Origin of the sequence: Acetobacterium carbinolicum (assembly GCF_047456275.1) — a bacterium.
GTDB classification, from domain to species: Bacteria; Bacillota; Clostridia; order Eubacteriales; family Eubacteriaceae; genus Acetobacterium; species Acetobacterium carbinolicum.
This window is the reverse complement of sequence record NZ_CP173357.1, coordinates 2,353,549-2,367,815: the sequence shown is the minus strand read 5'-3', so window position 1 is coordinate 2,367,815 and position 14,267 is coordinate 2,353,549. Positions and strand designations below refer to the sequence as shown.

Annotated in this window: 15 protein-coding genes; 14 read left to right on the top strand and 1 reads right to left on the bottom strand. The window is 39.4% G+C overall.

All coding sequences use genetic code 11. The features are described from left to right. Positions 1-19: 19 nt before the first annotated feature. From ACIZ62_RS10980 to ACIZ62_RS10955, 6 genes are read left to right on the top strand one after another with little or no spacing between them, the layout of a single operon-like run. Positions 20-1,141 (top strand): hypothetical protein, encoded by a 1,122-nt coding sequence (locus tag ACIZ62_RS10980; RefSeq protein ID WP_414150159.1) that lies wholly within the window; start codon positions 20-22, stop codon positions 1,139-1,141. Between the two features lie 13 nt (positions 1,142-1,154). Further along, positions 1,155-1,802 carry a YggS family pyridoxal phosphate-dependent enzyme gene (locus ACIZ62_RS10975; protein WP_414150158.1) on the top strand — a complete coding sequence of 216 codons (648 nt, stop codon included), beginning with the start codon at positions 1,155-1,157 and terminating at the stop codon, positions 1,800-1,802. Between the two features lie 14 nt (positions 1,803-1,816). Beyond that, positions 1,817-2,305, top strand: coding sequence for a cell division protein SepF (locus tag ACIZ62_RS10970; RefSeq protein WP_414150157.1), 489 nt, complete (start codon positions 1,817-1,819; stop codon positions 2,303-2,305). Then, a complete protein-coding gene (locus ACIZ62_RS10965) occupies positions 2,289-2,582 on the top strand; it encodes a YggT family protein (RefSeq protein WP_414150156.1) in 294 nt (97 codons plus the stop codon). The genes ACIZ62_RS10970 and ACIZ62_RS10965 overlap by 17 nt, the downstream gene beginning before the upstream one ends. Positions 2,583-2,617: 35 nt before the next feature. Further along, the gene (locus ACIZ62_RS10960; protein ID WP_414150155.1) at positions 2,618-3,355 is read left to right on the top strand and encodes a YlmH/Sll1252 family protein; all 738 of its coding nucleotides are present in this window, start codon (positions 2,618-2,620) and stop codon (positions 3,353-3,355) included. Between the two features lie 21 nt (positions 3,356-3,376). Continuing rightward, entirely contained in the window at positions 3,377-4,294 is a 918-nt protein-coding gene (locus tag ACIZ62_RS10955) for an RluA family pseudouridine synthase (RefSeq protein ID WP_111886615.1), read from the top strand. Position 4,295: 1 nt separating this feature from the next. Here the strand turns inward: ACIZ62_RS10955 and ACIZ62_RS10950 are convergent, their stop codons facing one another. Then, on the bottom strand, positions 4,296-6,065 hold the full coding sequence (locus tag ACIZ62_RS10950) for an NFACT family protein (RefSeq protein WP_111886616.1): 1,770 nt from the start codon (positions 6,063-6,065) through the stop codon (positions 4,296-4,298). 336 nt (positions 6,066-6,401) lie between these two features. Here ACIZ62_RS10950 and ACIZ62_RS10945 point away from each other — a divergent pair, with 336 nt between their 5' ends. Genes ACIZ62_RS10945 through rsmB form a run of 8 tightly spaced genes read left to right on the top strand, consistent with a single transcriptional unit; the run spans position 6,402 to position 14,128 of the window. Continuing rightward, positions 6,402-7,280: a YicC/YloC family endoribonuclease gene (locus tag ACIZ62_RS10945; RefSeq protein ID WP_322518985.1), complete on the top strand. Its 879-nt coding sequence runs from the start codon at positions 6,402-6,404 to the stop codon at positions 7,278-7,280. 17 nt (positions 7,281-7,297) lie between these two features. Beyond that, positions 7,298-7,969, top strand: a complete 672-nt coding sequence (gene gmk, locus ACIZ62_RS10940) for a guanylate kinase (protein WP_204355449.1) — start codon at positions 7,298-7,300, stop codon at positions 7,967-7,969. Positions 7,970-7,971: 2 nt separating this feature from the next. Continuing rightward, complete coding sequence (gene rpoZ, locus ACIZ62_RS10935) at positions 7,972-8,235, top strand: DNA-directed RNA polymerase subunit omega (RefSeq protein WP_111886617.1); 264 nt, start codon at positions 7,972-7,974, stop codon at positions 8,233-8,235. A gap of 12 nt (positions 8,236-8,247) precedes the next feature. Continuing rightward, entirely contained in the window at positions 8,248-10,641 is a 2,394-nt protein-coding gene (gene priA / locus ACIZ62_RS10930) for a primosomal protein N' (protein ID WP_414150154.1), read from the top strand. A 26-nt stretch (positions 10,642-10,667) separates the two neighbouring features. Then, complete coding sequence (gene def, locus ACIZ62_RS10925) at positions 10,668-11,108, top strand: peptide deformylase (protein ID WP_111886619.1); 441 nt, start codon at positions 10,668-10,670, stop codon at positions 11,106-11,108. Beyond that, on the top strand, positions 11,105-12,046 hold the full coding sequence (gene fmt, locus ACIZ62_RS10920; protein ID WP_322518986.1) for a methionyl-tRNA formyltransferase: 942 nt from the start codon (positions 11,105-11,107) through the stop codon (positions 12,044-12,046). Before def ends, fmt begins: the two co-directional genes overlap by 4 nt. Positions 12,047-12,104: 58 nt before the next feature. Next, complete coding sequence (locus ACIZ62_RS10915) at positions 12,105-12,806, top strand: zinc metallopeptidase (protein WP_111886621.1); 702 nt, start codon at positions 12,105-12,107, stop codon at positions 12,804-12,806. Next, positions 12,803-14,128, top strand: a complete 1,326-nt coding sequence (rsmB, locus tag ACIZ62_RS10910; RefSeq protein WP_111886622.1) for a 16S rRNA (cytosine(967)-C(5))-methyltransferase RsmB — start codon at positions 12,803-12,805, stop codon at positions 14,126-14,128. The genes ACIZ62_RS10915 and rsmB overlap by 4 nt, the downstream gene beginning before the upstream one ends. The last annotated feature ends 139 nt before the right edge of the window (positions 14,129-14,267 follow it).

The following is a 14,267-nucleotide window of genomic DNA, read 5'->3' as shown; positions in this document are numbered from 1 at the left end:
TTCGAGTTATCGAGGTAATATGAGCTTATTGCTTGAAAAAAAAGAATATACCGAATCATATAAAACAGAGATGTATTTTTTTAAAGATATTGATTACCGGATGATCGATGATTTTCAGGGATCGGATCTTTCGCTTATTGAAGGCGAAAAGGCGAATGGATACAAACCGTTGACGAATACACCCAAGGTTGTAAATACGAACTATCTGAATGAACAAATCGAAGTGATTGACACAATTATTCAAGAAGAGTATTATAACAATTGGAGCCGGATTGTTGGTGATATCGTGTCGAATTATCAGGGGATTTCGAGTATTACCAATCAGATTGGAGAAACTGAGCGGGAGAAGAAAAAGTTTTTGATTGAATCGGTCCAATACATGGGACTTGATTTATCGGCACTTCAGCAAAAGCGGCAGACCCTGGTGGGATTGCTGGGTGGAGAAGACCGGAATATCGCCCTTAATCAATTGGGACTGTTGTCAAGTGGATATGTCTACACATCGATACAACCCGTTGAAAAAGCGTTGAGCGAGAGCATGCTTCCCTATGTTAATACGACATTCCTTAAAACAGCCGGTAAAGTTGATCAGGAATCAGAAAAAGTTTTGAAGGTTGTTAATAACGACCATATCTATGTCGCCTTCTCCATGCCCAGTGATACAATAGTTATGGGAGAAGAAGAAGTCATTTCTTTTAAAACTGAATTAATGGGTACGGCTGACAGTGGAATCAATCAGGAATACTATGATTTTCTGATCAAACGAGTGGATCAGCTTTACTATTTTCCAAAACTTCGATTTGAATATGAAGAAAAAGTATACTCCGGCTATTTTGTTGATGTTGTTGAGGAAGGCAATCAGAAAATCATCGTTTTGATGCTTAAAGATTACGTCAATGATTTTGCAAAGGTCGTAATTGGCAAAACCGATGTTTACATTCAGGACTACAGTGCCTATGAAATACCCAAAAGTGCTGTTTATAAAAAAGATGATGAAACAAGGATTAACACAGTGACTAAGGGGTATTTCAATGAATCATTGCCAGTTGTGGTAGAAAAATATAATGGTGGTAATGCGATTCTTAAAACGGTGGATAATCCAAAGCTAAGCAGTGGTATGCGTATTAGTATTTATCCATAAGGATGTGAAAACTGTGATTTCAGAAAATATCAATCAAATACAATCAGAGATACCGGATCATGTTACCCTTGTGGCTGTTTCCAAATATCAAAGTATCGAAGATACCATGGCGGTACTGGATGCGGGTATCCATGACCTTGGTGAAAGCAGGGTTCAGGATTTCCTCAAAAAATATGAGGTTATTGGGGATCGTTCGCGATGGCATTTCATTGGTCATTTGCAAAAAAATAAGGTAAAGTATCTGATTGGAAAAACATTTTTGATCCATTCAGTTGATTCAATTGAATTAGTTAATGTAATCGAAAAGGAAAGTAAAAAGCAGGGCATTGTTACAGACGTTTTGCTCCAATTAAATTTGGCTCGGGAAGACAGTAAGTCAGGAATTCTTGCTGAAAATCTAAATGCGGTATTAGAAGTGATACCCAGTTGTCAGTTTGTCAGAGTCAAAGGACTGATGGCAATGGGACCATTAACCCAAAATAATGAAAAAATTCGTGAGATTTTTATGGAATTAAAACGAATTTATGATAGAATAAAAGAGGAATCTTGGGGTGAGGTAATTAAAATGAATTACCTATCCATGGGAATGACTGATGATTATACCATTGCAATAGAAGAAGGCTCCAATATGATACGAGTTGGACGCAAAATATTTAGTTAGTTAGGAGATATACAATGGCAGCAGAAAAATTTAAGGATAAAATTATTAAGGTTTTTGGCATGGAAGTGGATAATGAGGATGGATATGACGAAATTTATGAGGAAGATGTTTACGATGATGACACCGATGATTCGAAAAGTGCCTTCAGTGCGCCAAAGGCAAAAAAGACGACTCCTTCAAGACGAAATGAATTATCCCTTGACGATGGGCCAGAAGTTTTAGTATTAGAGCCTGAGGTTTTTAAAGATGCTCCAAGTATTTGTAATAAGATTCGCAACAATAAGACTGTGGTACTGAATTTAAAAAATACCGATTATGAAAACGGACGAAAAATATTCGATTTTTTAAGTGGGGCTTTATTTGCATTAGATGGATCGATCAATAAAATAGCCGATAATGTATTCATTTTAGCGCCTAAAGCTGTCGCTGTTTTGACCAATCCTCAGCAAGATGATTTGGATTTCAATGCCCCTATTTTAGAGTGGGATGAGGATATGGAATAGGTCGTCTATGATTCAGGGGATTCTCATTCAGGCGGGTTACTTATTATTAAGATTGGTAACATTTCTAATTATTATTAACATTGTTTTTAGTTGGATAAGACCAAATCCGGATAATATTGTCGTTAAGACGATTTATGGTTTAACCGAACCTATTTTATCACCGTTGCGACGATTTGCAGTCATCGGATCATTGGATTTATCGGCGTTTGCAGCAATACTAATCTTGCAAATGGTGTTGTTTCCGCTTTATAAAATGTTGATTATGCTTATATTTTAAATTAAATTCATACGTAAATGTTGAAGGGATGTCTTATGACCGAAAAAAAAGATGTTTTTTTATTATCACGCATCGTTGATGCCTGTGAGAAAAATTTCGAACCCCGATTCTTTGATTTTTATGATGAAGTTTTTCAAAAGAAAATTGAGGACACCATTAAAAAAAGTGGTGTCCCTTATCTATTTTTTGGAGGACATCCGGATGCTGAACGAAAAATGCTCTGTATCTATCCGGATTATGTATGCTCAGATGACCTGGAATGGCCAATTTTTGCCATTGCGTTTAATAAAACAATCCCTGTAGACCATCGTAATGTGCTCGGGGAACTCATGCATCTGGGAATAACCCGTGAGAGCATTGGTGATATCGATGTCGGCGAGGAGAAGGTGCAGATCATTGCGCATCAACGACTACGGGATTTTTTATGGATTAATTTCAATCAGGTAAAAGGTAGAGAAATAAAAAAAGAGATTAAAGATTATCAACAGATCCAGAGCGTTGAAAAGAACTTCAAGCGGATCTCGGTGGTTGTGGCTTCGAACCGACTTGATGGGATTATTAATAAAATATGGGGGTTTTCCAGACAGAACAGTCTTGTTTTTATCAAGCAGGGTAAGGTGCGGGTGAATTATACAGAGATTAGTAAAAATGATTTTCGACTGAACCCCGGCGATGTTCTTTCACTACGCGGCAAAGGTAAGGCGAAAATAATCAGTATGGATGAGCGAACTAAAAAAGGAAATATTCGTTTAGAAGTGGATCGATACATATGATAAAAAAGGGGAGCGTGCTTTATGACTAAACAGCGAATTGAATATTGCGTACCAGAAGAGACAGAGCAGCGACTGGATCATTTTTGCTGCGCGCTGCCAGGAGATTATTCAAGAGAATATATTAAGCGATTGATCACGGCTGGAGATGTCTTGGTTAATGGAGAGAAAAAGAAAGCAAGTTATCATGTTAAATCAGGAGAAAACATCACCTTAACGATTCCAGATCCGGTCCCATGTCATATGCAAGCTCAAGACATACCACTTGACATCATCTATGAAGATGACGATGTGATCATTGTTAATAAGCCCCAGGGAATGGTCGTTCACCCTGCTCCCGGAAACAGCAGTGGAACCCTTGTTAACGGATTGCTTTTTCACACCAAGAACTTATCGAATATTAACGGGGTAATGCGACCGGGGATTATTCACCGGATTGATAAGGATACCTCTGGCTTATTGATGATCGCAAAAAATGATGTAGCACACCACAGCTTATCAGAGCAGCTTAAGGCGCATAGTATCCTCAGACGCTATTACGGTCTGGTAAAAGGAAGTGTTAAGCCCCATCGCGGTACGGTGGACATGCCCATTGGCAGACATCAACAGCTCAGAATAAAAATGGCGGTGGTGGAAAAAAACTCAAAATCAGCGATTACGCATTTTGAAGTTGTTAAGCGGTATGCCCAGTATACCCTCCTGCGTTTTCAGCTGGAAACCGGCCGGACGCATCAAATCCGAGTACACATGGAAAAAATCGGCCATCCGTTGGTAGGAGATCCATTGTACGGGAAGGGAGACAAGAACAACCCCTTTAAGACGGAAGGTCAATGTCTCCATGCTCATACTCTGGGTTTTACACATCCTCGAACGGGTGAACGTTTAGTTTTTAGAACACCGCTTCCAGAAGCGTTTAAATTGGTATTAAAGAATCTAAAATAAGCTAAACCGAATCGACAAAAACGTCCATTGATTCAATAGCTTCCTGAGTTGGAGTTACATACATGGTGTTTTGATGGGTAAAGATAACCATGCCCGGTTTGGCTTTACTCGGTTTTTTGAGGTATCTAAACTCAAGGTAATCAACGGCGACATTGCTTGAACCTTTTGATTTGCTATACCATGCCGCCAAATTGCCAGCTTCCAGTAGTGTCTTTTCAGTGATGAAGCGTCCACCAGCCACAATCAGTACATGGGAACCAGGAGCATCTTTGACATGAAGCCAACAGTCTTCGTTTTTGCCCATTTTAGTGGATATGAAATCATTCTGGTAATTGTTTTTACCAACAAAAATATGGAAGCCTTCGGATGAAATATAATGCAAGGGTTTTGAAGGAACCTGTTTTTTCTTATCTTCTTTCGAAAGCGCCTTTTTGTTAAATTCAGAATGGAGAAATTCATGGCGGATCTCATCCAGTTCGGCTAACTCAGTGGACTGGTTTAAACTGTTGACCAAGCTCTCCAAATAATAGACTTTTTCTTCAGTTTCTAAAATATAACCAACGAGATGTTTTAGTGCAATTTTGCTTTTGTTGTACTTTTTATAGTAGTGTTGGGCGTTTTGAGCCGGGGTACGATTGACTTTTAACGGGATATCGAGGGTTTGACAGTCGGGATCGTAGTAGTTAATCAGAGTCGCAATTTCCTGACCTTTTTGGATGGCATAAATATTGGCGGTGATTAAATCGCCGTAAAGTTTAAATTTTTCGCTTTTGTGGGAGGCCTCCACATCCTGTTGGAGGTTGGCCAGCTTTTTAATATTTTTTTTGACCAGAAGATCAAGCTGCTGACTAAGATTGGCCGCCCGAGTTTTGAAGCGTAGCGCTTTATCCCGTTTAAAGTAATAGGCTTCAAGCATTTTTGAAATAGACGGATATGTCTCACTGCGATGATCGGCCCGTAAATAGTGGAGGTCAACGGTCGAAAAATCGACCATTTTCCGCCCCAGATAGAGAATCACAGGGACAGCGTGTTGTTCTATTTCGTTAACAACCTGAGCAAATCCTGCATATAAAAATTGCGTTTGCTTTTTGGTGAGATCGGATCCATTAGAATGGGGGTCGACACCGCTGCGGAAGGCAATCTCTTTAGCGATGTTGGGACTGATACCGAGAAACGCCTGAATAAAAAATTTTTCTACTGACAAGTTGCGATGATTGGTTAAGAGTTCATAAAAATGTTTCTCGTCAATTCCAGTAAATCCATGGCGATTATTCTCCGGAGGATAAACGTAATCTCGTCCCGGCAGAATTTGACGGTAACGACTGGAAGTCGAACCTACTTTTTTCATCGAATCGAGAATTTTCATGGATTCATCAACCAGGATAATATTGCTGTTTCGACCCATTATTTCAACCAGTAATTTTCGGACAACCGTTTCATTGAAATCATTTTTGGATGAAATAGATAATTCCATGACGCGATCAGTTTCATGCTGGGTAATCGCAACAATAGTACCATTGAGAATATATTTCCTCAATACCATGCAAAAACTTGGCGGCGCACTGGGGTTTTCTTTCATTTTTTCTGTCAAATAGGCGCGGGGATTGCCGGTGTTGGCAGAAAGTAAGAGATGGTGTTTTTGATTTCCATGGTTAACTAAAAGCCGGATTTCATCGAGCTCCGGTTGATAAATTTTTCGTATTCGACCTCCAATTAAGAGGGGTTTAAATTCTTCGATTAAGTGATACAGGGTTACGCCATCATAAGCCATATAAAAATGCTCCTTTCAAGTAGTCAGATCGTGATAGGATGATTTTATCATGTTATTCACCGATATAAAAGGGTTTTTAAAATCAAGAAATAAGAATTGATTAAGTAAAGTGTAACCAAAATCTATTTAGTGTTTAATGAGTAGGGAATCGTTGACATTTTTATAAGGATTAGATATAGTGTATTGATTAAACAACTATGATAAAAATTGTGCCATAGTGTTTAATAATCTTTTGTTTAAATAATGCATAAATTACAAGAAAAGCAGTGGCCAGGATATGAGTTTGATTTTTAAATATGCTGAAATTTACTAGGTGTATGGAAATGGAGAAACATCATGAAAAGTATGACAGGCTTCGGGCGAAAAGATTATCGTGATGAGGAATTTGATTGTTCAATAGAAATAAAAACAATTAATCATCGATTCAGAGATTTTTTTGTTAAAATTCCCAAAACCCTTAATCCAATCGAAGAAAAAATCCGAAATACAGTTTCGCAAAGTATTGCCAGAGGACGAATCGAGATATTTATAAAATATTCGGAATTCGGGATCAAGAATCGTCGAATTGTCTTTAATCGTGATCTTGCTAAAAATTACATTTCAGTATTAAATGAAATTCGTCGACTTGATTCAATGATAGGGGATGACCTGAGTTTATCCTTAATTTCTAAATTTCCAGATGTCATTATAATTGAAGAAGATATCGATGACTATGAGAGCATCTGGCTAAAAATTCAGCCGATTTTAATAAAGGCCCTTGAAGAAGTTGATGCCAGTCGTGAACGTGAAGGAAGTGCCTTAAAAGCTGATGTTGTCAGTCGCTGTGTTGTTATTCAAAATTATGTTAAACAGATCAGAGAGAAAAGCCCGGAAATGCTGGAACGCTACAGAGGTGAATTGCGGGAAAAAATATCTTCCTACGTCGAGTCGGTTGAAATAGACGAAAAACGTTTATTAACTGAGGTCGCTGTGATGACCGACAAGTTAAACATCGACGAAGAATTAACCCGTCTGCAAAGCCATTTGGATCGGTTGGAAGGTATGGTCGAAGAAACTGAACCGGTTGGCAGAAAATTGGATTTTCTGATCCAGGAGGTAAACCGTGAGATCAATACCATTGGATCAAAAGCCAGCGATTTAGCGATTGCTAATAGTGTTGTTGATGTTAAAAGTGAGATCGAAAAAATTAGAGAACAAATACAAAATATTGAGTAGGGGTGTTAAATAAATCTATGAGTGATTGTCCAGTAGTAAACCAGGAATTAAAAAAAGAACATTTAACAGAATCTTTTTTCGAACGAGAAAAGGGTATTCTCATTGTAATATCAGGACCCTCCTGCGCCGGTAAGGGTAGTGTATGTAAAATTATTTGTCGAAAGAACCCAGATCTCAGGCTGTCAATTTCTGAAACCACGAGACAGCCAAGAAACAGTGAGAAGCATGGGCGAGATTATTTTTATATTTCTAAGGCCGCTTTTGAAGAAAGAATTAAGCAAGGACAGTATCTGGAATACGCAACAGTTTATGAAAACTACTATGGAACACCTAAAGATTATGTGGAAGATCTATTGGAATCTGGATTTGATGTCATTCTGGAAATTGATATCCAAGGCGCAGCTAAGGTTCGAACCAACTATAAAGAAGGTATTTACATTTTTATTGTTCCGCCATCGATGCAGGAATTGAAACGGCGAATTGAAGAGCGGGGAACGGAAAGTAAAGAACAAATGGATATGCGTTTAAATTGCGCCTATGAAGAAATGAAGAATGCCGATGATTACAGTTATATCGTCATCAACGATGATCTGGGCGATGCGGCACAACGGGTACAAAGTATCATAACGGCTGAAAAATGCCGAACTGAGAGACTAAAAAATAAAATTGAAGATATACTTGGGAGGTAACAATGCGATATCCTGCATTAAATGACTTAATTAAATTAGCGGACAATAAATATTCATTAGTATTGGCAACAGCTAAACGGGCGAGAGAAATAGTAGAAGGTGATGAGCCATTGGTGAAAATAAAAATCGATAATCCGGTTACAATCGCAACCAATGAGATTTCGGAAGAAATGATCCATTGTGTACATAAAGTTCATGAACCGGATGAGGATTTGAGTTCTTTAAAGGCCGCTGATAATCAGGACACAGCATTATTAGCAGAATAGGATTAACTGACTGTGAAAATTGCCGAAGTTTTTTTAAACCAGACCAACAAACGTATCGATCATCCCTATGACTATCGTATTCCTCAACAGCTAGAATCAGTCATTGAAGCAGGAATACGTGTTGTTGTACAGTTCGGGATCGGAAATCGGCGGGTTGAAGGTTTTATTATATCAATTAAAGAAACAACTAATTTTACCGGTAGAATCAAAGAAATTACGGAAATTATTGATAGTCAACCAATTTTAAATAAAGAACAAATAGAATTGTGTCTTTGGATGAAGACCACCTATTGTTCTTTATTTTATGAAGCCCTTTCTTATTTTACGATGTCAATACAAGTTAAAGATGAGACCTATTATTACAAAAACCTGGGCAGTTTTGACCTGAATTTGAAAGAAAATTGGTTTTTGGAGCATTATTATCCAAAAGATCAAAAGACCCTTCGACAAAAAAAAGTAAAACCGGAAGACCGCGTTATTTTGGTTGAGTTGGTTGAGAGAAAAATACTCGCTGCAAAAAAAAGATGGAGAATTCTGAGTGATCCCACTGCCGCAGAAACTGTGGGAGAAATAAGCTATCACCTAACTGATCTTGGACGCGAAGCCATTGACAGCAATAAAAGGATGGGCAAAAAGCAACTTGAACTACTAAAAAGTCTGCAAAATAATGATATGATGGCAGCAGATCTAAAAATGCTATCGGCACAATTTAAAAAAAGCCTAAACCCATTGATCTTAAAAAATTATGTGATTGAATATGAGGCTTCACCTCATCAAAACGCATACAATTCATCTCGATTTGAAAAGCAAAGACGATCAGTTGTTTTAACAGCTCATGAGCAGCTTAATTACAAGCGGTACCTGGAACTGACGAAAGCGAAATCAGGTGTTTTTTTTCATGTGTTTGATGGGACCAGCAAATATCGACTGTTTTTCAAAGCAATTGAAGACCAGCTAAAATCCGGGAAGTCGGCTGTCGTTATCTTTCCGGAAGTCAATATGACGTTTTCGCGAATGGAAATGTTTTACAAGTACTTTGGTGACCTAGTAGGGGTTTTTCATGGGCAGCTCACCCCAAAAGAACGCACAGATCTGTATCGGCGAGTACGCGATGGGGAACTTAAAGTGGTCATTGGTGTGCGAACGGCCCTGTTCTTACCATACCAAAATCTGGGTCTGATCATTATTGATGATGACCACGACCCGTCACATATCAGTATCTCAACACCGCGGTTTCATATCGCCGATATTGCTAAAAAAGTGAGTGCGTTAATGGGTGCAACTTATCTTATCGCGGATGATACGCCACGGGTGGCGACTTGGTACCAAATCGAAAAAAATGAGATCGCCAAGATCCAAATTGGTGTCGAACAGAAGCTTCGACAGGCCATTGAAATTGTTGATATGCAAAAGGAAATGCACCAGGGAAACATGGGTATTTTAAGCCGAACCCTGGTTAAATATTTGACAACCAGCTTATTACATAAACGCATGGGTGTTTTATTTATTAATAATAAGGGTTATGCCAACAGTGTTTTATGCCGTAACTGTGGCCATGTTGAGAAATGCCCCCAATGTGGCGTCGCTTTAAAATACTTCAATCAGGATCATTCATTGCATTGTCATTACTGCGGCTACAAAAAAGCGGTTCCAATAAAGTGTCCGAAATGTAACAGCGAAAAAATTAGACACATGGGTTTTGGGCTCGATCAGTTAGAAGAGTATCTTAGTAAAGTTTTACCAGACGCGCGAATTGGAATTGTCCAGGGGGCGATGAATCGTACTGAAATAAAAAAAATGAATCGGGCGATCAGCGACGGTGAGATCGATATATTAATTGGAACCCAGGTTATCATCAAACACTTTAATTTTACCAATGTTGGTGTTGCTGCCGCTGTTTTGATTGATCGCGATCTTAATCAGGGGAACTATCAGGCGTCAGAAACAGTCTATCAGACATACAGTCGTTTTTTTGTAAAAGCCATGGATGGTACAACAAAGGGACTGATTCAAACCCATGAGCCTGAAAATGAAACAATTTATTCCATCAAGAATGAAAACTTCCAGGAGTTTTACCGGGGTGAAATACGCTATCGTCAACTGATGAAATACCCGCCAATTGTTAACATGGTTAGTTTTAGTGTTTTTCAAAAGAATGAAAAAGAAGCGGAAAACGATGCGTTTTCGTTGTACGTTGCCATAAAAAATGAATTAAAAATGTTTGGCGATGGGCATACAGTTTACAAGCCGGTGCGAGTCGGAGCAACTAAAGGTGGAAACATTACCTATCAAATTGTGCTCAAGACATTAAAGGCAGAGGTTTTTCAAAATTTAATGCCAAAAATCATTAAGCTTGGTATAATAGAAGCGTTAAAATCGAAGGTATCTGTTCATATAGATTTATAAAAGACTCAATGAATCAGGAGGATAAAATGGCAATTCGACAAATCAGAATTGATGAGGACCCAATTCTTAGAAAAAAGTCCCGGGTTATCGAAGCAATCGATGAAAAAATAAAAATATTAAATGACGATATGGTGGAAACCATGGGAGAAGCCGATGGGGTTGGTTTGGCTGCCCCCCAAGTCGGTATTTTAAAACGGCTGTTTGTTATCGATGTAGGGGATGGACCCATGACCTTTATTAATCCGACTATCATTTCTACTGAAGGTGAAGAAGAAGATGAAGAAGCTTGCCTCAGTCTTCCGGGACAGTCGGGGATAGTCAAACGACCACAATCATTAGTTGTTGAAGCAACCGATCTGGAAGGCACTGTTTTTCAACTTTTCTGTTCAGATCTGCTGGCAAGAGCAGTTTGCCACGAACTTGATCACCTCGATGGAATTTTATTTATTGATCGAGTTGAAAAATGAAAAATATTAAGGTGATATTTATGGGAACAACCGATTTCGGTGTTCCTGCGCTGGAAAGTTTGATAGCCGCCAGATATGAGGTCGTCGCAGCAATTTGTCAGCCGGATCGACCCAACAAAAGAGGTAAAAAAATTGAAATGCTTCCGTTAAAAACCAAAGCATTAGAGCTGGGAATCCCGGTTTTACAACCTGAAAACATTAAGGAACCTCAATTCATTGACCAATTAAAGCGTTTTGCCGCGGATATTTTTATCGTTGCGGCCTATGGACAGATCCTATCTAAAGAAATCTTAGCGATACCAGTCTATGGCGCCTTAAATATCCACGGCTCGTTATTGCCGGAATATCGGGGCGCCGCACCAATTCAACGGGCGATCATCGACGGAAGAGCAAAAACAGGTGTTACCATTATGCAAATGGCCGAAGGTATGGATACCGGAGATATGCTGGCAAAGGCGGAATGTCCAATTACGGAGACCACAACTTTTTTTAGCCTCTATCGTGATCTATCAGTTTTAGGCGCAGCTTTACTTATTGAAACGGTAAAAAATCTGATTGAAGGATCGCTGACGCCGGAGCCCCAAAATGATGCCTTGGCCACCTATGCCCAGAAAATACTTAAAGATACCGGTCATATCAATTGGACAAAAAGCAGTCGAGAGATACTATTTTTGATTAACGGTACGGATCCTGTGCCAGGGGCACATGCGGTTTATCGGGATCAAAAAATAAAATGCTTTCTTCCTGAGATTATCGCCTGGGAAGGGCTAGAAAAACCGGGAACCATTGTTATCGCCAGTGATCGCAGCGGACTAGCGGTGAAAACCCGGGATGGCGCTTTAAAGATTGGTTCCGTGCAAGCACCAGGTAAAAAGCGGATGGAAACCACTGTTTTTTTACGCGGGAAAAAAATGGAGACTGGAACAGTTTTAAACTAGTCTAAGCAGTTCTTTAGGAAACGATGCTAAGATTTTAAAAAATAAAGGAGGATATGCAATGTTTTTTTTAGAGTATTATTGGACGATGCTGATACTTGTTCCGGGAATCATTTTTGCGGCCTATGCTCAGCACCAGGTAAGCAGCGCTTACAAAACCTATAGCAGGGTGCCAACTAAAAATGGGATGACTGGGGCAGACGCAGCCCGTCTACTGTTAAACGCTAATGGATTAAATAGCATCAATATTGAAAACGTGGCAGGAAATTTAACCGATCACTACGACCCAAGGCATAAAATCATGCGCTTGTCTTCCGGAGTAGGACAACAGGCAAGCGTCGCAGCAGTCGGGATTGCCGCTCACGAAACGGGTCATGCAATTCAAGACAAGGAAGGCTATTGGCCGTTGCGGTTTAGAGGTTTTATTGTGCCCATCACTGGTTTTGCCTCAAATTTAGCCTGGCCACTTTTTTTTATCGGGCTTTTATTTGGACAAACCTCTGGTTGGGGAGTGACGTTTATGAATCTGGGAATCATTCTCTTTTCATTTAGTCTCTTTTTCACAATCGTTACCTTACCGGTGGAATTTAATGCCAGCAAGCGTGCCATTACTGCACTCGTTGACAATAATCTCTTGCAGCCGGGAGAAGAAGTTGGTGTTAAAAAGGTTTTAAGAGCAGCGGCGCTCACTTATGTTGCGGCTGCGCTAATGGCTTTGTTAACATTGATTCGGTTACTCGTATTAAGAGGTTCAAGAGATTGAAAAATATTCGAAAAATTGCCTTAGAAACACTACTGAAAATTGACTATGATGGAGCCTACTCCAATCTGGAAATCAAAAGAACCTTGCAATGCCTTGTCATTAAAGACGAAGACCGTCGCCTTTACTTAAATATTGTTTATGGCTGTCTTCAAAATCAGATTTATTTGGATTATCTAATCAAACAGCAAAGTAGTCGACCCGTAAATAAGTTGCACAAAGAGGTTAGTGAGATATTAAGAATAGCCATCTATCAACTCTATTTTTTGGATAAGATTCCCAATTATGCGATTGTCAATGAATCAGTCAATTTGGCCGCAGAGCTTCAGCCGCAGGCTAAAGGATTCATTAATGGTGTACTGCGAAACATTATGCGAAAAATTGAAAGTGATGGAAAAGAATTTAAATTTGAGAACTGGGGAAATGAAAAGGAAGCATTGTCAATACGCTATTCGGTGCCACTGTGGATTGTCCATAAGTATTATGAAGTTTTTGGTGTGGAAAAAGCCGAGGCAATCATTCCCCTGTTAAATGAAAAACCGCCATTTACGGTGCGCTGTAACACTTTGAAAACATCACAAGATCAATTGATTAAAGACTTTCAGGGTGCCGGGGTCGATGTAATACCCGGAACCTTGTCGCCCAATGCCATCCACCTGACTAACCTGGGGATTTTTGAGAGTAACATTGAAAATTTTCATTTATACCGAGATGGCCATTTTCTAATTCAGGATCAGGCCGCGATGCTGACGGTCGAGCGGTTAAATCCCAAACCGGGGGATCGGGTTTTGGACATGTGTGCGGCACCGGGCGGGAAAACAACCTATCTGAGTCAGATGATAAAAAATCAGGGACAGATCATTGGTCGGGATGTATACGCCAGTCGTCTGGAGCTTATCAAACAAAGCATGCAGCGGCTGGGTTGTACAAATATCAGTCTTGAAGATCAGGATGGCTGTGATTTTTCGCAAGCCGATGAAGCCTCATTTGATAAAATTCTATTGGACGCTCCCTGTACAGGTCTTGGGGTAATCAGACGAAAACCGGAGATAAAATATCATAGTACCAAAGAAGGCCGCAAAGCATTGGTAAAGATGCAGGCGATCTTACTTGAAAATGCCGTCCGCTATCTAAAACCCGGTGGTGAGCTGCTTTATTCAACCTGCACCGTTAACAAAGATGAAAATGAAAATCAAATAAAAAAGCTTTTGGTTAAATTTCCCCGACTGCAGATCATTCCCGATAACAAAGGCAATGACTATACCTATACCAGCCCTCTAATCGATGGCTGCGACAGTTTTTTTATGTGTTTATTAAAAAAATAGCAAGGCTGGTTTTGTAACGGGCGGGCTTTGATAAACAATAACCAGAGAAAAAGAATTTTGAAAAAATTGAATTTGTTCAATTGTTTTGATATAATAATACAATCTATGTAAAGCATCCCGTTTAGTGTAATGCTTCTCT